Source organism: Streptomyces albidicamelliae (genome assembly GCF_025642175.1).
GTDB classification, from domain to species: Bacteria; Actinomycetota; Actinomycetes; order Streptomycetales; family Streptomycetaceae; genus Streptomyces; species Streptomyces albidocamelliae.
The window spans coordinates 6,268,213-6,292,224 of record NZ_CP106795.1 but is presented as its reverse complement, the minus strand read 5'-3'; the positions used below and the strand labels follow the sequence as shown (position 1 = coordinate 6,292,224).

17 protein-coding genes and 3 pseudogenes are annotated in these 24,012 nt (G+C 73.5%); 7 read left to right on the top strand and 13 right to left on the bottom strand.

The window, feature by feature from the left end:
• Window positions 1-115 precede the first annotated feature (115 nt).
• Both N8I86_RS28590 and N8I86_RS28585 read left to right on the top strand, forming a co-directional pair.
• Complete coding sequence (locus N8I86_RS28590; protein ID WP_263279015.1) at window positions 116-1,258, top strand: SPFH domain-containing protein; 1,143 nt, start codon at window positions 116-118, stop codon at window positions 1,256-1,258.
• Window positions 1,255-2,145: a hypothetical protein gene (locus N8I86_RS28585; protein WP_263279014.1), complete on the top strand. Its 891-nt coding sequence runs from the start codon at window positions 1,255-1,257 to the stop codon at window positions 2,143-2,145. The genes N8I86_RS28590 and N8I86_RS28585 overlap by 4 nt, the downstream gene beginning before the upstream one ends.
• 7 nt (window positions 2,146-2,152) lie before the next feature.
• On the opposite strand, the gene N8I86_RS28580 is transcribed toward N8I86_RS28585, so the two are convergent.
• The 12 genes from N8I86_RS28580 to N8I86_RS28525 form a co-directional block, all read right to left on the bottom strand.
• Entirely contained in the window at window positions 2,153-2,692 is a 540-nt protein-coding gene (locus N8I86_RS28580; protein WP_107423777.1) for a DUF5825 family protein, read from the bottom strand.
• Window positions 2,689-4,536, bottom strand: coding sequence for a RiPP maturation radical SAM C-methyltransferase (locus tag N8I86_RS28575; RefSeq protein WP_263279013.1), 1,848 nt, complete (start codon window positions 4,534-4,536; stop codon window positions 2,689-2,691). Before N8I86_RS28575 ends, N8I86_RS28580 begins: the two co-directional genes overlap by 4 nt.
• 204 nt (window positions 4,537-4,740) lie before the next feature.
• The gene (locus N8I86_RS28570; protein ID WP_263279012.1) at window positions 4,741-7,284 is read right to left on the bottom strand and encodes a polynucleotide kinase-phosphatase; all 2,544 of its coding nucleotides are present in this window, start codon (window positions 7,282-7,284) and stop codon (window positions 4,741-4,743) included.
• Window positions 7,281-8,789, bottom strand: coding sequence for a 3' terminal RNA ribose 2'-O-methyltransferase Hen1 (locus tag N8I86_RS28565; protein WP_263279011.1), 1,509 nt, complete (start codon window positions 8,787-8,789; stop codon window positions 7,281-7,283). Before N8I86_RS28565 ends, N8I86_RS28570 begins: the two co-directional genes overlap by 4 nt.
• An 85-nt stretch (window positions 8,790-8,874) precedes the next feature.
• A complete protein-coding gene (locus N8I86_RS28560) occupies window positions 8,875-10,053 on the bottom strand; it encodes a DUF4232 domain-containing protein (protein ID WP_263279010.1) in 1,179 nt (392 codons plus the stop codon).
• Window positions 10,050-10,979: a hypothetical protein gene (locus tag N8I86_RS28555; RefSeq protein WP_241841206.1), complete on the bottom strand. Its 930-nt coding sequence runs from the start codon at window positions 10,977-10,979 to the stop codon at window positions 10,050-10,052. The genes N8I86_RS28560 and N8I86_RS28555 overlap by 4 nt, the downstream gene beginning before the upstream one ends.
• Window positions 10,980-11,136: 157 nt before the next feature.
• Window positions 11,137-12,078, bottom strand: a complete 942-nt coding sequence (locus N8I86_RS28550) for a CbrC family protein (RefSeq protein ID WP_263279009.1) — start codon at window positions 12,076-12,078, stop codon at window positions 11,137-11,139.
• A gap of 135 nt (window positions 12,079-12,213) precedes the next feature.
• Complete coding sequence (locus N8I86_RS28545) at window positions 12,214-13,137, bottom strand: LLM class F420-dependent oxidoreductase (protein ID WP_263279008.1); 924 nt, start codon at window positions 13,135-13,137, stop codon at window positions 12,214-12,216.
• A gap of 196 nt (window positions 13,138-13,333) precedes the next feature.
• Window positions 13,334-13,825 carry a DUF6099 family protein gene (locus tag N8I86_RS28540; protein ID WP_185091626.1) on the bottom strand — a complete coding sequence of 164 codons (492 nt, stop codon included), beginning with the start codon at window positions 13,823-13,825 and terminating at the stop codon, window positions 13,334-13,336.
• A gap of 212 nt (window positions 13,826-14,037) precedes the next feature.
• Window positions 14,038-14,424 carry a nucleotide pyrophosphohydrolase gene (locus tag N8I86_RS28535; protein ID WP_263279007.1) on the bottom strand — a complete coding sequence of 129 codons (387 nt, stop codon included), beginning with the start codon at window positions 14,422-14,424 and terminating at the stop codon, window positions 14,038-14,040.
• A gap of 86 nt (window positions 14,425-14,510) precedes the next feature.
• Entirely contained in the window at window positions 14,511-15,707 is a 1,197-nt protein-coding gene (locus tag N8I86_RS28530; protein ID WP_263279006.1) for an AAA family ATPase, read from the bottom strand.
• 253 nt (window positions 15,708-15,960) lie between these two features.
• Window positions 15,961-16,350, bottom strand: a complete 390-nt coding sequence (locus N8I86_RS28525) for a cell division protein SepF (protein ID WP_073897583.1) — start codon at window positions 16,348-16,350, stop codon at window positions 15,961-15,963.
• A 279-nt stretch (window positions 16,351-16,629) separates the two neighbouring features.
• Between N8I86_RS28525 and N8I86_RS28520 the strand changes: the two genes are divergently transcribed.
• Window positions 16,630-18,339 (top strand): hypothetical protein, encoded by a 1,710-nt coding sequence (locus tag N8I86_RS28520; RefSeq protein WP_263279005.1) that lies wholly within the window; start codon window positions 16,630-16,632, stop codon window positions 18,337-18,339.
• Between the two features lie 102 nt (window positions 18,340-18,441).
• Here the strand turns inward: N8I86_RS28520 and N8I86_RS28515 are convergent.
• Window positions 18,442-18,714 (bottom strand): annotated as a pseudogene (locus N8I86_RS28515) (YceI family protein); the annotation flags it as partial.
• 3 nt (window positions 18,715-18,717) lie between these two features.
• On the opposite strand from N8I86_RS28515, the pseudogene N8I86_RS28510 reads away from it, so the two are divergent.
• The 4 genes and pseudogenes from N8I86_RS28510 to meaB form a co-directional block, all read left to right on the top strand.
• A pseudogene (locus tag N8I86_RS28510) lies at window positions 18,718-18,807 on the top strand (MarR family winged helix-turn-helix transcriptional regulator); the annotation flags it as partial.
• A 148-nt stretch (window positions 18,808-18,955) separates the two neighbouring features.
• Window positions 18,956-20,772: pseudogene (locus N8I86_RS28505) on the top strand (methylmalonyl-CoA mutase family protein).
• On the top strand, window positions 20,772-22,946 hold the full coding sequence (gene scpA / locus N8I86_RS28500; RefSeq protein ID WP_123440006.1) for a methylmalonyl-CoA mutase: 2,175 nt from the start codon (window positions 20,772-20,774) through the stop codon (window positions 22,944-22,946). Before N8I86_RS28505 ends, scpA begins: the two are co-directional and overlap by 1 nt.
• Window positions 22,947-22,952: 6 nt before the next feature.
• Window positions 22,953-23,957: a methylmalonyl Co-A mutase-associated GTPase MeaB gene (gene meaB, locus N8I86_RS28495; protein ID WP_073897591.1), complete on the top strand. Its 1,005-nt coding sequence runs from the start codon at window positions 22,953-22,955 to the stop codon at window positions 23,955-23,957.
• Window positions 23,958-24,012 lie beyond the last annotated feature (55 nt).

The window sequence follows — 24,012 nt, the reverse complement described above, 5'->3', positions numbered from 1 at the left end:
CACCGCGGCTTCACCCCCGTCTCGGCGGATTCCGCGCCTCCCAGTTTTCGTCCCCTTGACGACAAGCGAGGTGGCCGGTTATCGTCTCCCTGACGAAAAAGATCGAGGGGGGCCCATGGCCGACATCACCCGGCGCCTCGGCTGGCGCCATCTGCGCGGCGCACCGACGGCGCACGTCCGACACCACCGCTCAGGCCGGCTCGTGCACGACGGCACCGGGCTCAGCTTCTGGTTCCGTTCGCTGACCGCTGCCCTCTCCGAGGTCCCCGTGGACGACCACGAGCTGACCATGACCTTCCACGCCCGCACGGCCGACTTCCAGGACGTGACGGTGCAGGCCACCGTGACCTACCGGATCGCCGACCCCGCGCTCGCCGCGGGCCGTCTGGACTTCTCCATCGACCCGGACACCGGTGCCTGGCGCGGCACCCCGCTGGAACAGCTGGGCACCCTGCTCACCGAGACGGCGCAGCAGCACGCGCTGGACGTCCTCGCCCGTACGCCGCTGTCGGCGGCGCTCGTCGACGGAGTGGCCGAGGTGCGCGAGCGGGTCGCGGCGGGCCTCGGCGGCGAACCGCGGCTGCCGGCCACCGGCATCGAGGTGGTGGCCGTACGCGTGATGGCGCTGCGGCCGGAGCCGGAGGTGGAGCGCGCCCTGCGCACCCCGGCCCGGGAGCAGATCCAGCAGGACGCCGACCGCGCCACCTACGAGCGGCGGGCCGTGGCGGTGGAACGGGAGCGCGCCATCGCCGAGAACGAACTGGCCAGCAAGATCGAACTGGCCCGCCGCGAGGAGCGGTTGGTCGACCAGCGCGGCACCAACGCCCGGCGTGAGGCGGAGGAGCAGGCGGCCGCGGACGCGGTGCGCGCGGAGGCCGAGGCGGCGCGGTCGGTGAAGCTCGCGGAGGCCGAGGCCGCACGGTCGGTGAAGCTCGCCGAGGCGGAGGCCACGCGGACGGCGGCCCTCACCGAGGCCGAGGCGGCCCGTACCCTCAGGCTCGCCGAGGCGGAGGCGGCCAGGGCGGTGCGGCTCGCCCGCGCGGAGGCCGAGCGGGCCCGCGAGGTGGGCGAGGCGGAGGCAGCGGCACGGGCGGCCTGGCTGCGGGTGCACGCCGAGACCGACGAGGCGACCCTGCACGCCCTCGCCGGGATGCGCCTCGCCGAGAACGTGCCGCACATCGACAGCGTGACCATCTCGCCCGACGTGCTGACCGGGCTGCTGGCGAAGCTCGGCGGCCCCGCCGAGGGCCGGGCGTGAGCCTCGCCCCGCGCGCGGTGCTGGTCCACCGGACCACTGAGTACGAGGAGCTGGTGGCCCGGCACGGCACGCACGGCCAGGCCGCCTTCTTCCTCGCCTCCCGCGGCCGGGACATCGCGGAGATCGCCGACCGCCACCACCGCGCCCACCGCGCCCTGGCCGAGGTGACGGCGGCGATCCCGCCGGCCTGGCGCCAGGCCCGGGTGGAGCGGAGCGACCTGGACCGGTTCCTGTTCGCGCCCGAGGACGTGGTCGTGGTGGTGGGCCAGGACGGGCTGGTCGCCAACGTCGCCAAGTACCTGACGGGACAGCCGGTGATCGGCATCGACGCCGACCCCGGCCGCAACCCCGGTGTGCTGGTACGGCACCGCCCCCGCGACACGGCGAAGCTGCTCGCGGCGGACACCGGGTGCGAGGAGCTGACCATGGTCGAGGCGGTGGCCGACGACACGCAGCGGCTGGTCGCGCTCAACGAGATCTACCTGGGCACGCCGGGCCACCAGACCGCCCGCTACCGCCTGGGCCTCGACGGCGACGGGGGTGTCGTCGAGGCCCAGGCCTCCTCGGGGGTACTGGTGGGGACCGGTACCGGTGCGACCGGCTGGCTCCGCTCGGTGTGGCAGGAGCGCGGCGGCCGGTTCGCGCTGCCCTCCCCCACCGAGGAGCGGCTGGTGTGGTTCGTCCGCGAGGCCTGGCCGTCACCGGCCACCGGTACCAGCCTGTTGGCGGGCGAACTGGGCACCTCGGGCGGCCTGACACTCACCGTGGAGTCCGACCGCCTCATCGCCTTCGGTGACGGCATGGAGACGGACGCCCTCCAGCTCACCTGGGGCCAGACGGTCCGCGTGGGGGTGTGCGGGGAGCGGCTGCGGCTGGCGGGACGGTGAGGTGGGGTCAGATCGCCGTGCAGGGGACCGGCCACTGCCGGACGCGTGGAGGGAGGGTGACCGCCCAGCCACCGGTGACGAGGACCAGCCGCTCGGCGGCGAGGAGGTCCGCGGCCTCGCGCTGGGTGGGGCCGAGCGCGTCGAGGGGGGCGGGTGTGAGGAGCCGGAGGAAGGTGGCGTGGAGATCGGGGTGGTCGAGGGTGAGCCGGACCGCCGTGCCCTCCTGCCTGCGGTCCAGGACGGTCACGAAGCCGGGGCCGCGCCGGTGGTAGAGGGTGCCGAAGGAGTACCCGCCGCGCCAGCGCGCCAACTCCGAGGGGCAGCAGAAAAGCTCCGCCGGTGGTGGCAGGTGGCGCAGTACGCCGAGGTCGTAGGACGGGCTGCCGGTGGCCCGCCAGTCGACGCCCAGTCCGAGGCCCTGGCATTCGCGCAGGAACCCGACCGCCTCCGCCGTCCCCCGGCCCTCGCCGCCGAGGTCCAGGGGCTCCGTCACCTCGATGCATCGCCCGGCGAGCCGGTACGGCACGGTCGCCGGCAGCCCGCTCACCCGGCCCCCTCGGCCAGCCGGACCGGCTCGCCCCACGTCGGCAGGGCCACGTAGGTGGCCCCGTCACGGAACAGCAGGGCCGAGGAGAAGGCCTGACGCACCCAGTCCCCCAGAGCCTCCACCGTCACCTCGTGGCCGTCGGCGGCCAGCAGCCGGTGCAGGGCGGGCAGGGTGCGGCCGTCCTCCAGCAGCCGCAGCGCGGCGGCCCGCCAGCCGGTGAGCCGGTGGGTGGCCGGCGGCCGTCCGTGCCGCCGGTCGTGCACCAGCAGCTCCGCGCCGTCCTCCTCGAACAGCAGCCGGGAGTGCGCGTACCCGGACCGCCACGCGGCGACGGCCTCCCGCAGCCGTCGCTCGGCCGGCCCCGAGATGCCCGCGTCCTCGGTGTCGAACAGATAGACCAGGTCGGTGAGTTCACCCTCGGGCAGGTCGTAGACGTGCTGGTACATCTCGGCCGGGCGGCGCTTGCCGAAGCCCCGTCCCGGGTCCGTGAAGTGCGGGCTGAACCGCTCCAGCTGGATGCGGTGGGCACCGCTCGGCGGCTGGAGGTGCACCAGGGCGGGCAGCTGCTCGACGACGGGCGTGTAGTCCTCGGCGGTCTCGCCGGGAAAGCCGTAGAGCAGGTTCCACGAGCAGGTCAGCGCGTGGTTCTCGCACTCGCGCAGGGTGCGCACGTTCCGGGCGCCGGTGACGCCCTTGTCCATGAGGTCCAGGACGCGGCTGCCCAGGCTCTCGATACCGGGCTGGATGTGCACCGTGCCGGACGCGCCGAGGAGTTGGAGCTGCGCGGGGGTGAGGTTCGACTTGACCTCGTAGTGCAGCCGCAGGTCCCAGCCGCTGTCGGCGACACGGGGCAGGAAGTCCCGGAAGTACGCCATGTCGATGATGTTGTCGACCGTGACCACGTCGAGGATGCGGTGCCAGCGCACCAGCCGGTCGATCTCCGTCCACAGCCGCTCTCCCGGCTTGGCGCGGAAGGCCATCGCGGAGCCGTTGAGGCCGCAGAAGGTGCAGTGGTGCTTCTCGCCCCACCAGCAGCCACGGGCCCCCTCCACGACCAGTTTCGGGTGGACGTACTCCTGGACCGGGGAGGCGTCCAGGGCCGTCTGCCACTGGTCGTAGTCGGGCGCGGGGATGTCGGCGGGTGCCACGGTGCGCCGGCTCTCCGCGTTGGCCCGCGACCTTGTGCCGTCCCACCAGCACAGCCCCGGCACGTCGTCGGGCGCGGTGCCCGCCTCCAGGTGGCCGAGCAGGGCGGGGAAGGCGTACTCGGCCTCGCCGCGCACCACATGGTCGACGAAGGGGTGGTTGCGGTGCAGGGCGTGCCCCATCGGGCCGTCGCAGTTGCTGCCACCGAAGACGACCGTCAACCCGGGCCGTCTGCGCTTGAGTTCGCGGGCCAGGGCGAGGGAGGGGACGTTCTGCATGAAGGTACTGGTGAACCCGACCACGTCCGGCCCGGCGGCCAGCACCTCGTCGGCGCACCGGGCGACGAAGTCCGCGGCGTACGGCCGCATGGCCACGGCGGTGTCGACGAAGACGTCCCGGGCGGCCGCGTAGTCCCGCAGCCGGGCCAGGCCCCAGTTGGGGTCGTCGTACAGGACACCGGAGAAGACCCAGTCGCCGAGGCCGTGGAAGATCGCGTCGCTGCCGACGGCCGTGTAGTCACCCGGCCGCAGCCGGCCGTCCGAGTGCTCCAGCAGGAACTCCGCCCAGCGGAGCGACCCGTGGAACTCGGTCACCTCGTCCCCGGGACGGCTGCGCCGCACGATCCGGTTCAGCAGCCCCAGTTGGAGCGAGGGCAGGTCGATCGGATGCCACGGCATCGTGACCAGGTGGACGCGCATGGTCAGCGGGTCGGCCGCTTCTCCAGGATCGCCGGCCGACGGCCGGTGCCGGGCTGGTCCTCCCGGACGACGACCTTCTTGATCTCCATCTCGACTCCCCCTCGCACCCGTGCGATCACCCTTGCGCCGCACGGCCGTCCACCATATGGACGAAGGTGTGCGGGACACAAGGGCGTTCTGTGACGACGGGGTGCCGGGCGGGGCCTAGAGACGCGGGTCCACCGGTTCCGACTCCAGGGCCAGGACTCCGAACACCGCCTCGTGGACCCGCCACAGCGGTTCTCCGTCGGCGAGGCGGTCCAGGGCCTCCAGGCCGAGGGCGTACTCGCGCAGGGCGAGGGACCGCTTGTGGTTCAGGAACCGGTGGCGGAGCCGGGCGAGGTTGTCCGGCCGGGTGTACTCGGGTCCGTAGATGATCCGCAGGTACTCGCGGCCCCGGCACTTGATGCCCGGCTGGACCAGCCGGCCCTCCGGGTTGCGGACCAGCGCGCCGGCCGGCTTGACGACCATGCCCTCGCCGCCGCGGCCGGTCATCTCCAGCCACCAGTCCACGCCCGCGCGCACCGACTCCGGGTCGCCGGTGTCGACATAGAGCCGCCGGGTGGTCCGGAGCAGGCCGCTGCCGTCGTGCTCGACGAGCCGGTCGAGCAGGGCGAGCTGCTCGTCGTGCGGCAGGGCGGCGAGGCTGCGGCCCTGGACCGCCAGGATCTGGAAGGGTGCGAGGCGCACGCCGTCCAGGCCCTGTGTCGGCCAGCAGTAGCGGCGGTAGGCGTCGGTGAACGCGGCCGCGTCCGCCGCGCGTTCCCGCTGGTGGGCCAGCAGACCGGCCACCTCGACACCGCGTGCCGCGGCGCCCTCCAGTGCGGCGAGCGCGTCCGGGAACACGGCCCCCGAGGCGGCACCGACGGCCGCGTACTGACTGCGCAGCAGCCCGGACGCCTTGAGCGACCACGGCAGCAGCTCGGCGTCCAGCAGCAGCCAGTCGGTGGCGAGTTCGTCCCACAGTCCGGCCTCGCCGACCGCCGTGCGGATGCGGCCGAGGATCTCCTCGGTCACCGACCCGTCGTCGAAGAAGGGACGCCCGGTGCGCGTGTACAGGGAGCCGGTCGGGCCGTCGACGCCGAACCGCCGCCGTGCCGCCTCCGCGTCACGGCACACCAGGGCCACGGCCCGCGAGCCCATGTGCTTCTCCTCGCACACGACCCGGGCCACCCCGTCCCGGGCGTAGCTCGCGAAGGCCTCCTCCGGGTGCTCCAGGTAGCCGTCGGCCTGCGAGGTCGCGGTGGGCGCCATGGTCGGCGGCAGGTACGGCAGCAGGCGCGGGTCGATCGCGAAGCGGCTCATGACCTCCAGGGCCGCCGCCGCGTTCTCCTCGCGGACCGCCACCATCCCGGCGTGCCTGGTCTCCACGGCCCGGCGGCCGTGCACGTCGGCCAGGGCCAGCGGGCGTCCGTCGTGCCCGCCGGGCGCCTCGGAGCGCAGCGGCCTCGCCGGTTCGTACCAGACCCGCTCGGCCGGTACGTCGACCAGCTCGCGCTCCGGCCAGCGCAGCGCGGTCAGCTTGCCGCCGAAGACCGCGCCGGTGTCCAGGCAGATGGTGTTGTTGAGCCAGGTGGCCTCCGGGACGGGGGTGTGGCCGTAGACCACGGCTGCCCGGCCGCGGTAGTCCTCGGCCCACGGGTAGCGCACCGGCAGCCCGAACTCGTCCGTCTCGCCGGTCGTCTCGCCGTACAGGGCGTGCGAGCGGACCCGGCCGGAGGTGCGGCCGTGGTACTTCTCGGGCAGTCCGGCGTGGCAGACCACGAGCCGTCCGCCGTCGAGGACGTAGTGGCTGACCAGCCCGTCGAGGAACGCGCGGACCTCGGCCTTGAACTCCTCGCTCTCGCCCTCCATCTGCGCGATCGTCTCGGCGAGCCCGTGGGTGTGCTGGACCTTGCGGCCCTTGAGGTGACGGCCGTACTTGTTCTCGTGGTTGCCCGGTACGCACAGCGCGTCGCCCGACTTCACCATCGACATCACCCGGCGCAGCACGCCCGGGGTGTCCGGCCCGCGGTCGACCAGGTCGCCGACGAACACGGCGGTACGGCCCTCGGGGTGCACGCCGTCCACGTACCCCAGCCTGGCCAGCAGCGACTCCAGTTCAAAGGCGCAGCCGTGGATGTCGCCGACGATGTCGAAGGGGCCCGTGAGGTGGGTCAGGTCGTTGAAGCGCTTCTCGGTGACGACGGTGGCGTGCTCGGCCTCCTCCGGCCCGCGCAGCACGTGCACCTTGCGGAAGCCCTCGCGCTCCAGGTGCCGCAGGGAGCGCCGCAGTTCGCGGATGTGCCGCTGGATGACCCGGCGGGGCATGTCGGCGCGGTCGGTGCGGGCCGCGTTGCGCTCGGCGCACACCTCCTCGGGCATGTCCAGCACGATGGCGATGGGCAGCACGTCGTACCGCCTGGCCAGCTCGACGAGTTGCTTGCGGGCGTCCGACTGCACGCTGGTGGCGTCGACGACCGTGCGCCGGCCGGCGGCCAGCCGCTTGCCCGCGATGTAGTGCAGGACGTCGAAGGCGTCGCGTGTCGCGCTCTGGTCGTTCTCGTCGTCGGAGACCAGGCCGCGGCAGAAGTCGGACGAGATCACCTCGGTCGGCTTGAAGTTCCGGCGGGCGAAGGTCGACTTGCCGGAGCCGGAGGCGCCGACGAGGATGACGAGGGAGAGGTCGGTGACGGGGAGGACCCGCCCCTGGTGCTGTGTGCCGGTCATGCCGCCGTCGCCTCCTTCTCCGTCTTCTCGGTCTTCTCGGTCTTCTCGGTCTTCTCGGTCTTCTCGGTCCGCAGGGTGAACACGGCCATCTGGGTGGGCGGTCCGACCTCCGGGTCGTCGAGGCCCACCGGTACGAACTCCACCGCGTACCCGTGCCGTTCGGCCACGGTCCGCGCCCAGGTGCGGAACTCCTCGCGGGTCCATTCGAACCGGTGGTCGCCGTGCCGGACGTGGCCGGCCGGGAGGGACTCCCAGCGGACGTTGTACTCGACGTTCGGGGTGGTGACGAGGACCGTGCGCGGGCGGGCGTGCCCGAACACGGCGTACTCCAGGGCGGGCAGCCGCGGCAGGTCGAGGTGCTCGACGACCTCGCTGAGCACGGCGGCGTCGTACCCCTTGAGCCGGTTGTCGGTGTACGCGAGCGAGCCCTGGAGGAGCTTGACGCGCGAGGCCTGCCGCTCCCCCATGCGGTCCAGCTTCAGCCGCCGGGAGGCGATGGTCAGGGCCCGCATCGACACGTCGACGCCGACGATCTCGGTGAACCGGACATCCTTGAGCAGGGCCTGCACCAGCTGGCCCTGTCCGCAGCCGAGGTCCAGGACCCGGGCCGCGCCGGCCGCCTGCAGGGCCGCGATGATCGCGTCCCGGCGCTGCACGGCGAGCGGGGTCGGCTTCTCCTCCGCCGCGGTCTCCGCCTCCACGGCGTTGTCGATGTCCTCGACCTCGCTGTCGTCCGCCTCCGCGAGCCGCACCAGCTCCAGCCGCTCCATCGCCTCCCGGGTCAGCGACCAGCGGCGCGAGAGGTAGCGGCTGGTGATCAGCTTCTGCTCGGGGTGCTCGGGCAACCAGCCCTCACCGGCGCGCAGCAGCTTGTCGACCTCGTCGGGGGCGACCCAGTAGTGCTTGGCGTCGTCGAGGACGGGGAGCAGCACGTAGAGGTGGCGCAGCGCCTCGGCGACGGTCAGCGTCCCGGACTCCAGGACGAGGCGCACGTACCGCGAGTCGCCCCACTCGGGGAACCGCGTGTCCAGCGGCACCCGTTCGGCGCCCACCTTCCAGCCCAGCGGCTCGAAGAGGCTCCGTACGAGGTCCGGGCCGCCGCGGGCGGGCAGCGCGGGTACCTCGACGCGCAGCGGACGGGGCCGCCCCGGCAGTTCGGGCCTGGCGTGGCAGGTGCCCTTCATGGCGCTGGAGAACACGCTGCTCAGCGCGACCGCGAGCAGCGAGGAGGCCGCGTAGGGACGGTCGTTGACGTACTGGGCGAGCGCCGCGTCGGGCGCGCCCCCGCGGCCCTTGCCCTTCCCCCGCCGGACCAGCGCCACGGGGTCGGTCTCCAGCAGCAGCGCGGCCGTGCAGTGCCGTTCGTCCGCCTGCGGGTAGAACACATGGGCGGTGCCGTAGGAGGTGGAGAACCGCTGCGCGTTGTCCGGGTGCTTGTGCAGCAGGAACCCGAGGTCGGTGGCCGGCTGGGCGGCATCGCCGCGCATGGAGATCGTCAGGAACACATGACCGAGTCTCCCGGCCTCCGGACCCGTTGACCACCGGATTTCGCCGACGGCCCACTCATTTCGCCCCGGGCCGCGGTGCGGCTCAGCGGCCGGTGTTCTCCTCCTTCTTCCACGGGCCGACGCCGAGCTTCCCGGTGGTGCCGAGGTCGAGTTCCGGGGTCACCAGCACCGGCCGGGCTCCCGGCGCGGGCCACACACGTACGTAGGGCGCGTCGACGGCGGTGCCGGCCTGGGTGGTGTTGCGCCAGGTGAGGACGGCGAGGGCGCGCTCGCCGGGGTGGAGGGCGAGCGGGCGGGGGGTGCCGTCGGCGCCGGTGCCGGTCGCGATGTCCTCGCCTCGGACGATACTCACGCCGGTGACCGGTTTCCGGTCCGCGTCGAGGATCCGGAGCCTGGGGCGGCCGTCGAGACGGTAGGTACCGGGGCCGCAGTTCTCCAGGTGCAGGCCCACCACGCGCAGCCCCATGGCGGCGTCGCCCTGGTCGGCGTACAGGCGCACTCCGGAGGCGGGGCACGGTCCGTCTCCGTTCGCGGGGGCCTCCGTGGCGGGGACACCCCTCACCTTCATGATCGACACACCGGCCACCGCCGGGGGGTCGCCGGGCACGGCCCCGAGTTCGGCGGCGCTCCGCACCGTCCGCCCCGGCCCGACCCCGACGACGGTCCGCTCCGCGGTGCCGACGGCGCCTCCGGAGGAGGACAGGAAGCCGAGGGTGACCGTGTAGGTCATGGCCGAGGGTTCGTGATTGGTGACGGCGAAGTCGGCGGAGAAGAGGGCGGGGGTGCAGCCGTGGCGGTCGCGGGAGCGGCCGTCGTCGCGGGTGCGATCGTCGATGCCGGAGTGTTCGCCGTCGCGGGTGGGTCCCTCGGCGCTGGACCGGCTCTCCTGACCGGAGCCGTCGACGAGGGCGGTGAGGGCGGTGATGCGCACGCCGTCCCGGGCGGCCGCGGTGCCGGTCGGGAGCGGAAGCGGTCTCCGGGACATCGGGGAGGCCGGTGAGGCCGGTGAGGCCGGTGAGGCAGTGGTGTTCCGGGGCGGGCGGGGGACGGTGCCCGCGGAGGGGTCGTCCGTCGGGGCGGCGCCGTACCGGGGTTCGCCGGACGGGCAGAGCGGGTCGGCGGTGACCGACGACGGGCCGCCGCCGGTGCGGGTCCCACCGGCGGCGGGGCCGGCCTGCTCCGAGCCGCAGCCGGTGAGGAGGAGAACCGCCGTCACGGCGACGGCGACCGCGGCTCCCCGGGCGGGCACCGCCCCGTTCACGCCTGCTTTCCGATGATGGTGCGGGCGTTGCCGACGGCCCGCTCGTCCGCCGCGCGCATGTCGTCCAGGTCCTTCTTGTGCCGACGGATGACGGTCTTCTGCGCGCCGGACTCGATGGCGTGCACGGTGGCGATGTAATCGGTGTCGAGCTTGCACTGCGCGTCGGCGGCCGCGGTCTTCTTCTCCTTGCCCGACGGCCCCCCGCCGCGGAACCAGGCCGAGTCGAGCGATGCCTTGTCCGGGTCGGGGTAGTGGAAGCCCTCCTTCTTCATGCACGCCGACCAGTCGCGGTCGGCCTTCTTCCAGTCGGGATCCTTCCGCGCCTTCTTGTTGGACTCGTACCAGAGTTCGAGGGCGAGCGAGTAGTAGCCGCTGAGCTTCACGCCGTTGACCTTCGTCGCCTTCGGCGGGGCGCCGTAGATCTTCCGGGTGGCCTGCCCCAGGCAGCCGCCCTCGGGGATGGCGTGACCATGGGCGGAGCGGCTGTCGCCGGAGCCGAAGGAGCCGGTCAGCGCGACGTACTGGTCGGCCGGCCACTCCATCGGCTGGGAGGAGTCGTCCGTCCGCCGGTTGTGGTAGCCGTGCTCGGCGGCCCGCTCGGGATCGTCGACCCCGTAGGGGCTGTCGTCACCGGCCCGGTCGCCGCCCGCGAGCGTTCCCTGACGGACCGGGTACGTCGACTCCACGGTCCGGGTCTGGAGTGTCCTGAAGCCGGAGAAGTCGAGCCGGACCATGCACTGCTTCGCGAGGATCCACTGCGCCTTGCCTATGGACTTCCCGCCGTCCGACGCGGGGTCCGGGATGTAGGCGTGCAGCGGGAACGACTGCATGGCGTTGAGGCGGTGGGCCTCGCCCGCGGGGTCGTCCTGACCGGCCAACTGGCAGGCCGACAGGGCCAGCAGGCCCGTGAGAGTGAGAGGGAGCACTTTACGCACCTGATCATCCGACCAGGCCGGGACCGGGTGCGCTGTGATGGAGCCCACAGTTCCGGCACAAGATGAACACAAGTGCGACACATGGTCCGGTTCCGGTAGGGGAGTTCGCGTTCGCTCCGTACCGCCGGCCCGCCCACCGGGCGACGGGTCAGGTGAAGTCGGCGTGGGCGAAGGGGGTGTCGCAGACACGGCACCGGAAGAGGTAGCCGGTCGGCCCGCCGTCCTTGTCGAGGGCGCCGACGAACCCCTCGGTCCTCTCCGTCCCCCAGCCCCACTCGGCGCACTGGCGGCGCAGGTGGTCGAGTGCCTGCGGGTGGGACCGCAGTTCCCCCGCGCCGACCGCGCCGAGGAACACCCCGCCGTCGCCGCAGTGCGCCGGCCAGTCCCAGTCCTGCCAGGTGGCGAAGTTCGGGGTGCGCTCGCGGATCCGCCGGGCCGCGTCGTCAGGTATCCGGCGCGCCTCGACCTCGTTGAAGAACGCGCCGTACCGCTCGGCCGCGGTGCCGAACGCGACGCAGTACGGGCAGACCCGGCCGTCGGGCACGTCCGCGCCGTACACCGGTCCGGTGCAGATCCAGCCCTGGTCGTGGCCGCAGCACACGCAGGTCTCGGCGGCGGCGATCACCGAGCCGGTGGCGACCGGATCCGGGTGGTAGGGGAACGGCGGCAGTGCGGGCCTCGGGCGGGGCTCCGGCAGGGGCCTGATGACCTGTTGGATCGTCGCGCCGGTCAGGACGGAGGACGGGGCGACGACGGCGGTCCCACGGAGATCCTCCGGCAGGTGCGCCCGGTCCTCCTCGGAGGTCACGATCGCCGCGGCCGGGTCCCCGAGCAGCAGCACGGCGGCACGGGTACGGCGGGCCACCTCGGCGATCGGGTACAGCACACCGGGGCCCGGCCGGTCGAACGTCACCCCGTGGTCCAGGTACACCTCGGCCTCACTGCCGTCGGCCGCCCGCACCCATTCGACGGACTCCCCGTCCGGCACGTCGTAGGGCGCGTACGGCTCCAGCACCTCCCGCACCACCGAGGCGTCGACGGGGACGATGTCCCCCTCGCGGAACTTGTGGACACGGATCGCGAATCCCATGAGGCCCACTGCACCACGAGGCACTGACAACCGGGGCCGGCCGGTCGCGGACCAGGGGGAGCCGGGCGGGGAGGCGGGGAACGGCTGGGCGGGGAGCGGGTTCGCCACGGCACGCCGGGCGAACCCGCCCACCGGCTACGACAGCTGCGACTGGACCTCGGCGGAGATCAGTTCCAGGTGGTCGAGGTCGTGCAGGTCCAGGACCTGGAGGTAGATCCGGCTGGAGCCGATCTCGGCGTACCGGCCGATCCGGTCGACGACCTCGGCGGGGGAACCGGCCAGCCCGTTGGCCTTCAGCTCGTCGACCTCACGGCCGATCGCGGCGGCACGCCTGGCGACCTCCTGGTCGTCCTTGCCCACGCAGACCACGAGCGCGTTGGAGTACGTCAGGTCGTCCGCGGCACGGCCCACCTCCTGCGCGGCGGAGCGGACCCGGCCGAACTGCCGCTCGCTGTCCTCGACGGAGGCGAAGGGGATGTTGAACTCGTCGGCGTACCGCGCGGCGAGCCTCGGGGTGCGGGTCGCGCCGTGACCGCCGATGAGCACCGGCACCTTCCGCTGGGCCGGCTTGGGCAGCGCGGGCGAGTCGGTGAGGTCGTAGTACGTGCCGTGGAAGTCGAAGGTCTTGCCGACTTCCGTGGCCCACAGCCCGGTGACGATCGCCAGCTGCTCCTCCAGCCGCGCGAACTTCTCCTTCGGGAAGGGGATGCCGTACGCCTTGTGCTCCTCCTCGAACCAGCCCGCGCCGAGGCCCAGCTCCACGCGGCCGCCGGACATCCGGTCGACCTGGGCGACCTGGATGGCGAGCACGCCGGGCAGACGGAAGGTGCCGGCCGTCATCAGGGTGCCGAGGCGGATCCGCTTGGTCTCGCGGGCCAGGCCGGCCAGCGTGATCCAGGCGTCCGTGGGGCCGGGCAGGCCGTCCGCGCCGCCCATGCGCAGGTAGTGGTCGGAGCGGAAGAAGGCGTCGAAACCGAGGTCCTCGGTGGCCTTGGCGACGGTGAGCAAGGTGTCGTACGTGGCCCCCTGCTGGGGCTCGGTGAAAATTCGAAGGTCCATACATCCATCCTGCACGCCGGACCCCCGTGGACCTCGCCGGCACCGTCCGGCACGGCCGTCACGGTCGGGTGAAAACCGGCCACCTCACGCGGGGGCGGCCTCGCGGGCCGGCGACCGGGGCCGAGGAGGCCGTCGCGTCGGCGTCGGCGGAGCCGTGTGCCGGGTCAGCGGATTGCCCTGCCACCATCGCCTCGTCTCACAGCGCGCCGGAAGGGCTGCTCTCGCTTCCGTTCCCCGGGAGCATCTCCTCCCGGGCCGCCAGCTTGCGCAGCATCTCCAGGACACGGTCGCGGGACTCGTCGGCCGCGTCGATGGCCTCCATGCACTGCCAGTACGTCGTCTCGTCGGCGGCCGCGCTCGCCATGCCGACCAGGGCCATGCCGACCTCGCCGAGCAGGCTGCCGAGGCAGAGAAGGGTCTCGCGGGCGTCGTCCAGTGCCGTGAGCTGGGCGGCGCGCAGATCCTTCGGGTCGAGTTCGGGCGGATCCAGGACTCCGCAGCCCCGGCCCGCCAGCTCGGTCAGCCCCAGCGCCTCGCCGCGCAGTTCGGGCGGGCCGGAGACCGCGAGGCGGCTGCCGATCGCCTGGGCCAGCGCCTGCGCCTGCCACACCTCGGCCAGCATCTCGGCCGCGTCGGCGCCGCCCAGGAGGGCACGCCTGCTCGTGAGGATGAGCCGTACCGCGTCCATCCGTTGCCCCCGTCCGTCCGCGTGCGCGCTCGCACGTATGCGTGAACTCCCTTGTTCACTACCCAGCGTGAGGGCCGCTGAGGCGAAAAGCCAGAGGAAGGCCGAAATCTGTGGACAACAATTCGGATTCGACAGGCATTTCGACTACGCAGGGTGATAACGGAGTTTCCGGGTCCGCCCGGTGGCGGAGCGGTCCCGGGGCGGGGACGCCGTCAATCGCGTTCGTCGGGCCGGGCCTCCGACCCAGGGGCGTCCTGCCCGGAGGCGTCCCGGCCCGGTACCGGGAACCGGTGTTCGTTGCGGTCGATCTTGGCGTCCAGGGCGGTCAGCGGGTCGATGCCGAGGACCTCGCAGAACTGGAGCAGGTAGGCGAGCACGTCGGCGACCTCGTCCCTGACCCGGGGGGCGCGCTCGGGGTCGTCCATCACGCGGGCGGACTCCTCGGGGGTCAGCCACTGGAAGATCTCGACCAGTTCGGAGGCCTCCACCGACAGGGCGGAGACGAGGTTCTTCGGCGTGTGGTAGCGCTGCCAGTTCCGTGCGGCGGCGAACTCGGCGAGCCGGCGCTGCAGTCGGGCGAGGTCGAGGGGTTCGGTCACGGCTCCAGGTGTACCACTGGGACACCGGCCGCCCGGACCGCCGGCCCCGGCACCCGCCGCCGGGACGAGGTGCGGTGGAAGTCCGGTCAGGGCTCCAGGTGTACGACCGTGACGCCCTCGACCCCCGCGGTCCACGAGGCGTCGCTCACCGCGGCGACGCAGCGGATGTGCCCGCGCTCCCCCATCCGGGCCGCCGTCTCGAGCAGTTGGCGGCGCTGGACGGGGTCGAGGGCGCGGTCGAATCCGTCGGCGAGAACGGTGAGGCTGCGCAGGGCGTCGGGTACCTCGCCCGGGGTGTCCACGTCGAGGACGCCGGGCCCGGTCAGCAGGACCAGGGCCAGTGCGAGGTAGCGCAGCTCGCCGTCGCCGAGCCGGGCGAGTTCGGTGCGGAAGCCGTCGCCGCGGTCGAGCAGCGCCCGTACCGTCCCGTCGCTCAGCGGCTGGGCGAGCAGGTCGGTCACCGGACCGGCGCAGCCCGCCCGCACCGCCTCGACCAGCAGACCGTGCCGGCGCGAGCACTCCGCGCGGGTGCGCCACAGGACGTCGGCAAGGTTGTCGCAGCCGGCCAGCAGCCGGCCGGAACCGGTGGGGACGGGGGTCCGCATGCAGTCCGGGCGGGGGTCGCAGGAGAAGACGGAGCGCAGGGCGACGACCATCTGCTCGGCGGCGGCGAGGACCCGGCGCTGCCCGTCGGTCTTGCCGGCCACGCGCAGCGGCAGCAGGGCGGTGCCGAGGCGGTCGTCGGGGAACGGGGCGCGGGTCACGGGGGCGGAGCCGGCCGTGTGCCAGGCTGCCTGCACGGTCCGGCGCGCCGGATCGCGCAGGGCGGTCTCCAGCAGGACGATGCCGTCCACGGTCAGCCGCTCGCCCACGACGCGCGGCTCCGGTTCGGCCTGGACGGCGAGGTCCAGCCGGACCGGTCCCTCGGCGCCGTCGGCGGTGCACCCGATGCGGAAGCCGCGCCGTCCGCCGGCGTCGGGGCGCGCCCGTTCCGGCACGCAGGCGGCCGGGTCGGGGAACGCCTCCGGGACCGGGGCGCCGCCGCCGAGCCGGGCGAGCGCCTCGAAGGCGGCGAGCGCCGTCGTCTTGCCCGCGCCGCTGGGCCCCGCGAACAGGGTCACGGCGCCCAGCGGGAACCCGGCCCGCCGGTGCCCGGCGAAGGCCGACAGCCGCAACTCGGTGATGCGGGCGCGGACGTCGGGGGGTCTGCGGGACTGCGCGGGGACGGTCGCAGCGGATTCGTCGGCCGCCGGAGGCCCGGCGTACACGGAAGGCACGGCCATGAGCGGACCGTAGGCCTCCGCCCGGACGGCGAACCGTTTGGCCCCCCGCACCTTCCTACGATCGAGGGACGACCGGGGCGCCACCGGGACACCGGTATGAAGAACACCACCCGAAGGGTGCCGACCGGCGAGAACGGTCGCGACTGCGGGCCAGACACCGGATGCGGCCGCGGCCGGAGGCCGGTCGGTGGGATCCGCCCCGGCCGGAGGCCGGTCACCGGGGGGCCGCTCCCAGGAGCGCCCCGGCCCGGGCTCAGCCCTCGGAGACGCCCGCGCCCTCCATCAGGCCGCTGACCTCCGTGCCGGGTGGGGTGAGGAGGAACACGTTGCGGTCGACGCGGTGCATCCCGCTGCCCAGGCCGAACACCACGCCCGTGCTGAAGTCGAGGACCCGCTTGGCGACGTCGCCCTCCGCGCCGGACAGGTCGAGCAGCACGGGCACCCCGGACATCAGCGTCTCGGCGACCTCCCGCGCGTCGCCGAAGACGTTGACGCGCAGCACCACGAAGCGGCGCCGCGTCTCGGTCTCGGAGTCGGGCAGCGAGCGGTGGCCGACCGCGGACGGCCAGGCGTCCCGGCCCCGCAGCGGCACGACCTGGGCGAGCCCTTCCCACTGTTCATCGGTGACGTCGTAACGGCTCACCGGCTCCCCCCGACCTGACTCGCACTCATTGACTGCACCGGTCAATTCTTACTCCAAGTCACCCGTTCGGCCCAACAACGACACGGTGCGCGACCGGCACGGAGGCACCGACGCGGGCGCGACGCGGGTCACTTGTACGCTTACGCCCGCTTCTTACCGCCCTCCTACCGGACTCTTCACGTGCCGCCACACCCCGCTCACCGGCCGCCATTAGCGTCCGGATCCGTGCACTTGGCAGAAACACAGCAGGTGACACCCGGCCGGCGGACACTGTCGGCGGTGTCCGCCGCCCCGGGGGACCTCACGGAGGACACCCGGGGCCCCGCGCAATGGCATCGCGTGCTGACGCTGCTCGCGGACGTCAGCCTGTTCATCGGCACGCGTGCGGTGTGGACCCAGGCGGCCACGAACCGGCCGGTCCTCGCGGGCGTCATCTCCGTCTGCTACGCCGTGATCCTGCTGACCGGCGTGCTCGCGCTGACGGTCCGCCGGACCCGCTCGCTCGCGCGTCTGGACCTGCTGGTGCTGGCGACGGCGGTCACCCTCGCCCTGTGCGCCTGGGCGCTGAACCACGCCGGTGGCGACGAGGCGGTCCTCACCACCCAGGCCGCGCGCGAACTCGTCGCGGGACACCCCGTGTACGGGCAGCCGTGGCCGTGGCTGTTCCACATGAAGGGCGTCGCCCTGACGGCGACCGTGGACGGCGGCTACGACTTCACCTACGGCTATCCCCCGCTCGCCCCGCTGCTCACCGCGCCGTTCCTGTGGCTGGGTCACGGCGGCGCCCCGGCGACCGCGGCCGCCACGGCCGTGCTCCTCGGGGGCACGGTCGTGCTGTGGCGGCTGCTGCCGGTGCCGTGGCGCCCGGCGGCCACGATGGTGTGCCTGGGCTTCGGATTCCTGCCGATGTACGCCCGGCAGGGGTACCCGGCGATCGTCGGCATGATGCTGCTGGCGCCGGTGGTGGTGCGCTGGCCGCGGCTCGGCGCGCGGGGCCGGCTGGGCGCCGCGGGGGTCGCGCGGGCCGCGTGCCTCGGCGCCGCGTGCGCCGCTCAGCAACTCCCCTGGTTCGTCGCGCCGTTCCTGCTGGCCGGGTGGTACGCGGTGCGCCGCGGCGAGCTGGGCGCGCGGGCGGCCGTACGCGTGGTGCTGCGGATCGCCGGGATCGCGGCCCTGACCTGGCTGCTGCTCGACACGTACTTCGTGGTGAGCGAGCCCGGCCCGTGGCTCCGGGGCATCTTCCTGCCGCTGACGCAGGGCGCGGTGCTGCACGGCCAGGGCCTGGTGGGCGTCTCGCTGTACTTCACCCACGGCAGCGACCGGCTGGACTGGTACGGCAGGGCGAGCGTGCTGCTGGTCGCGGCGTTGCTGGCGGTGTTCGTGCTGTTCGTCCGGCGGCTCGGCCCGGCCGCGACCGTGCTGCCCTGGTGCGCCTTCTACCTGGCGACCCGCTCGCAGGACGGCTACTACCTGATGATGACGCCGCTGTGGCTCGCCGCGGCGGTCACCGTGCCGCTGCCGGAGTTCTCGCGCGCGTGGCAGCCGCGGCCCCGGTGGGCGGCCGGCCCGCACCGCCGGGCCGCCCTGGCCGCGGCCGCCGCGCTGCTGGTGGCGCCCGCCCTGGTGAGCGCCGTCCTGGCGGCGTCGGGGCGGCCGCCGCTGCGGATGGACATCGCGGCGGTCCGGCGCGGCCCGGCGCAGTCGCTGTCCGCGCTGACCCTGAGGGTCACCAACACCGGTGATGTCTCGCTGACCCCGCACTACATGCTCACCACCGGCCAGGGCATGAGCCGTTACTGGCCGCTCGTGCGCGGCCCGGCGGCGATTCCCGCGCACAGCACGGCGACGGTGGAACTGTGGGCGCCCGGGGGCCGGTTCGCGGTGCCCGCCAAGCCGAGCACCCGGCTCCGGCTGCGCGCCTTCACGGGGTCCCCGCAGACGCTCTCCACGCGGGACGTGCGACGGGGCGAGCTGGGCCTCGGGGGCTGAGCGGCACCCGTGTGCGAGACCTGGCGGTCGGCCCCCGCGCGTGCGGCGGACCGAGCGGCCAGGCCCCCGCCCGCGGATGCCCGTACCGTCAGCCCCCCCCCCGCGCGTGAAGCGGAGGCTCGCCGTCACCGTCGTCAGGCCGCGCATCATGCCGAGCTGGTTCCACCCCAAGCCGGACTGCGCGCGGTGCGCATCGAAGCAGGTCTCCAGGGTGAGCGCGTCGGCGTCCGCCGGAAGCAGGCGCGGGGTGAGGGCCTGCGGCTCGGTGACGCCGCGTACGGTCAGGCTGCCGGTGACGCGGACGCCGTCCGCGTCGAGGCGGTCGGCGCCCCGCACGGCGAAGGTGATCTCCGGGTGGTTGCCGGCGTCGAAGAACCCCTCGCCTGCCTCCGGCACGCGGGCCTCGTCAGCCGCACGTCCGGGTGCGGCGACAAGCGGGGCGTGCGGGTCGCCCTCACCGAGAAGGCGGGCGGCCATGTGCGCGCTCGTACCCGACCTGGAGCAGGAGGCGGGCCGGCCCTGACGCCCCGGAGAGGCGCAGGTCACAACCGCAAGGGGAGAAAGCTCACAGCCCCCGCGCTGCACTCGGTTGAGCGACCTGCCCTAGCATCCGAGCATGACGGTCCTGCCTGACGACGGGCTCCCACTGGCCGCCGAGTTCCCTGACGCGACACACGAGCAGTGGCAACGCCTGGTCGAGGGTGTGCTGCGCAAGTCGGGCAAGGAAGCCTCGGGCACGGCAGCTGAGGACGCCCTGTCCACGACGCTGGAGGACGGGCTGCGCACCCGGCCCCTCTACACCGCGCGCGACGCCGCGCCCGACCCCGGCCTGCCGGGCTTCGCCCCCTTCGTCCGGGGCGGCCGCGCCGAGGGCGGTGTCGCGGGCGGCTGGGACGTGCGCCAGCGGCACGCCGTGCTCACCGACCGCGCGGCGAGCGCCGTGCTGGCCGATCTGGAGAACGGCGTCACCTCGCTGTGGCTGGTGCTGGGCGAGGGCGGTATCCCGGTCCCGGAGCTGGGCCGTGCGCTCGACGGTGTCTATCTCGACCTGGCGCCCGTCGCGCTGGACGCCGGCCGAGACACCGCGGCCGCCGCCGAGGCGCTGCTGCGGCTGTACGAGGCGCGGGCGTCGACCCGAAGGCCGCCCGCGGCACCCTGGGCGCCGACCCGCTCGGCCACGAGGCACGGACCGGCGAGGCCCTGGAGTTCGCGCCGTTCGCCGCCCTGGCCGCGCGCTGCGCCGAGACGTACCCGGGGCTGCGCGCGCTGACCGTGGACGCGCTGCCGTACCACGAGGCCGGCGGCTCGGCCGCGCAGGAGCTGGGCGCCTCCCTCGCCACCGGTGTCGCCTACCTGCGGGAGCTGACCGAGGCCGGACTCGGCGTCGAACAGGCCGCCGCCCAGGTGGAGTTCCGCTACGCGGCCACCGCCGACCAGTTCCTGACCATCGCCAAGCTGCGCGCGGCGCGCCGGCTGTGGGCGCGTGTCGCCGAGGTGTCCGGGGCACCGGGCGCCGGCGCGCAGGTGCAGCACGCGGTGACCTCGCCGGTGATGATGTCCCGCCGCGACCCGTGGGTGAACATGCTGCGCACGACGGTGGCGACGCTGGCCGCCGGGGTCGGCGGCGCGGACTCGGTGACCGTGCTGCCGTTCGACCACGCGCTGGGCCTGCCGGACGCCTTCGCCCGTCGCATCGCCCGCAACACCTCCACCATCCTGATCGAGGAGTCCCACCTGGCCCGGGTCGTCGACCCGGCGGGCGGCTCCTGGTACGTCGAGCGGCTGACGGACGAACTCGCGGGCGCCGCCTGGGAGTTCTTCCGGTCGATCGAGCGCGACGGCGGACAGGCCGCCGTACTGCGCTCCGGCCGGCTGCGTACGGACCTGGCGACGACGTGGGCGGAGCGGTCCAAGAAGCTCGCCAAGCGGCGCGAACCCATCACCGGTGTCTCCGAGTTCCCGTTCCTCGCCGAGAAGCCCGTCGAGCGCGCGCCCGCGCCGGAGCCGCCGTCCGGCGGTCTGCCGCGAGTCCGCCGGGACGAGGCGTACGAGGAGCTGCGCGCCCGCTCGGACGCGCACCTCGCGGCGACCGGCGCCCGCCCGCGCGTCTTCCTCGCCGCGCTGGGCCCGGCCGCCGAGTACACCGCGCGAGCGACCTTCGCGGCCAACCTCTTCCAGGCGGGCGGCATCGAGCCGGTCACGGAGGGCCGCTTCGAGGACAGCGGCGCCACCGAGGCCGTGCTGTGCTCCAGCGACGCGCTCTACGCCGAACAGGCCGAGCAGACCGCGCGGTCCCTGCGCGCGGCGGGTGCCCGGCACGTGTTCCTCGCGGGCCGCCCGGCCGAGTACACGGGCGTCGACTCGTACGTCTTCGCGGGCTGCGACGCCATCGACGTCCTGTCCGCGACCCTGGACCGCATGGGAGTGTCCTGATGGGAATCCCCGACTTCTCCGGCATCGAGCTGGGGACCCCGGTCGCCGACGGCAGTGCCGAGGAGTGGCGCGCCGCCGTGAAGCGGGCTACCGGCGGTGAGGAACCGCTGTGGGAGACCCCGGAGGGCATCGGGGTCAAGCCGCTGTACACCGGGCGCGACCTGGAGGGCCTGGACTTCCTCGACACGTACCCGGGCATGGCGCCGTACCTGCGCGGGCCGTACCCGACGATGTACGTCAACCAGCCCTGGACGATCCGCCAGTACGCGGGCTTCTCCACCGCCGAGGAGTCCAACGCCTTCTACCGGCGGAACCTGGCGGCGGGCCAGAAGGGCCTGTCGGTCGCCTTCGACCTGCCCACGCACCGGGGCTACGACAGCGACCACCCGCGCGTCACCGGCGACGTCGGCATGGCGGGCGTGGCGATCGACTCGATCTACGACATGCGGCAGCTGTTCGACGGCATCCCGTTGGACAGGATGACTGTGTCGATGACGATGAACGGCGCCGTGCTGCCGGTGCTGGCGCTGTACATCGTGGCGGCGGAGGAGCAGGGCGTACCGCCCGAGAAGCTGGCCGGAACCATTCAGAACGACATTCTGAAGGAGTTCATGGTCCGCAACACCTACATCTATCCGCCGAAGCCGTCGATGCGGATCATCTCGGACATCTTCGCGTACACCTCGCAGCGGATGCCCCGTTACAACTCCATCTCCATCTCGGGCTACCACATCCAGGAGGCCGGGGCCACGGCCGACCTGGAGCTGGCGTACACCCTCGCGGACGGTGTGGAGTACATCCGCGCCGGACGCGAGGCCGGTCTCGACGTGGACGCGTTCGCGCCCCGGCTGTCGTTCTTCTGGGCGATCGGCATGAACTTCTTCATGGAGGTCGCCAAGCTGCGCGCGGCGCGGCTGCTGTGGGCCAAGCTGGTCTCCCAGTTCGAGCCGAAGAACAGCAAGTCCCTCTCCCTGCGCACCCATTCGCAGACCTCGGGCTGGTCGCTGACCGCCCAGGACGTGTTCAACAACGTCACGCGCACCTGCGTGGAGGCGATGGCCGCGACCCAGGGCCACACCCAGTCGCTGCACACCAACGCGCTGGACGAGGCCCTGGCCCTGCCCACGGACTTCTCCGCGCGCATCGCCCGCAACACCCAGCTGCTCATCCAGCAGGAGTCGGGCACCACCCGGGTCATCGACCCCTGGGGCGGCAGCGCCTACGTGGAGCGGCTGACGTACGACCTCGCCCGCAAGGCCTGGGCGCACATCCAGGAGGTCGAGGGGGCGGGCGGCATGGCGCAGGCCATCGACGCCGGCATCCCGAAGCTGCGTGTGGAGGAGGCGGCGGCCCGCACCCAGGCCCGCATCGACTCCGGGCGCCAGCCGGTGATCGGCGTGAACAAGTACCGCGTGGACAGCGACGAGCAGATCGAGGTCCTCAAGGTCGACAACTCCTCGGTGCGCGCCCAGCAGATCGAGAAGCTGCGGCGGCTGCGAGCGGAGCGGGACGAGCAGGCCTGCCGGGACGCGCTGGACGCGCTGACCCGGGCCGCCGACGGCGAGGGCAACCTGCTGGAGCTGGCCGTGCACGCGGCCCGCGCCAAGGCGACCGTCGGCGAGATCTCCGACGCCCTGGAGAAGGTGTACGGCCGTCACCAGAGCCAGATCCGTACCATCTCCGGCGTGTACCGCAACGAGACAGGGGAGTCCCCGTCCGTGGACCGCACCCGTGCCCTGGTGGACGCCTTCGACGAGGCCGAGGGGCGCCGGCCGCGCATCCTGGTCGCCAAGATGGGCCAGGACGGCCACGACCGCGGCCAGAAGGTGATCGCCACCGGCTTCGCCGACCTCGGCTTCGACGTGGACGTCGGCCCGCTGTTCCAGACCCCGGAGGAGGTCGCCCGGCAGGCCGTCGAGGCGGACGTCCACGTGGTCGGCGTGTCCTCGCTGGCCGCCGGTCACCTCACCCTCGTCCCGGCGCTGCGCGAGGCGCTCGCCGAGGAGGGCCGGGAGGACATCATGATCGTGGTCGGTGGGGTGATCCCGCCGCAGGACGTGCCGACCCTGCTGGAGATGGGTGCCACGGCCGTGTTCCCGCCCGGGACGGTGATCCCGGACGCGGCGTACGACCTGGTGAAGCGGCTGTCGGCCGACCTCGGCCACGATCTGTAGAGCCCGATGGCAGCGATCGAACTCGACACGTACGTGAAGGGTGTGCTCGACGGGAAGCGGGCCCTGGTGGCCCGCGCCATCACCCTCGTCGAGTCCACCCGGCCCGCGCACCGGGCGCTGGCGCAGCGGCTCCTCACCGAGCTGCTGCCGCACAGCGGCCGCGCTCGGCGGATCGGCGTGAGCGGCGTCCCCGGTGTCGGCAAATCGACTTTCATCGACGCGTTCGGCACCATGCTCACCTCGCTGGGCCACCGGGTCGCGGTGCTCGCCGTGGACCCGTCGTCCACCCGCACCGGCGGCTCCATCCTGGGCGACAAGACCCGGATGGAACGGCTCGCGGTGGACCCGGACGCCTTCGTGCGGCCCTCCCCCAGCGCGGGCACGCTGGGCGGGGTCGCGAAGGCCACCCGGGAGTCGATGGTGGTCATGGAGGCCGCCGGCTACGACGTGATCCTCGTGGAGACCGTCGGTGTCGGCCAGTCCGAGACGGCGGTCGCCGACATGGTCGACTCCTTCCTGCTGCTGACGCTCGCGCGCACCGGCGACCAGCTCCAGGGCATCAAGAAGGGCGTCCTGGAACTGGCCGACGTGATCACCGTCAACAAGGCCGACGGCCCGCACGAGCGCGACGCCCGCGCGGCCGCACGGGAGCTGTCGGGCGCGCTGCGCCTGATGCACGGCAAGGACGCCTTCTGGACCCCCCCGGTGCTGCACTGCAGCGCGCGGGAGTCGGCCGGCCTCGACACCGTCTGGGAGCGCCTCGAACAGCACCGCACCCTGCTGGACTCCACCGGGCGGCTCGCCGCCAAGCGGCGGGAGCAGCAGGTCGGCTGGACCTGGTCGATGGTCCGCGACGAAGTGCTCGGCCGGCTGCACGCCGACCCGGCGGTGCGCGAGGCGGCCCCGGAGCTGGAACAGCAGGTCAGGGAGGGCCGGTTGACCGCCACCCTGGCGGCGGAACGCATTCTTGAGGCGTTCGAGGGGCGTACGGCTCCGTCGGCGGACGCCTGATCCCGGGGGCGCCCGGTGCGAGGGGGCCGGTCGGGGCCTGACGTGAAGGGCCCGG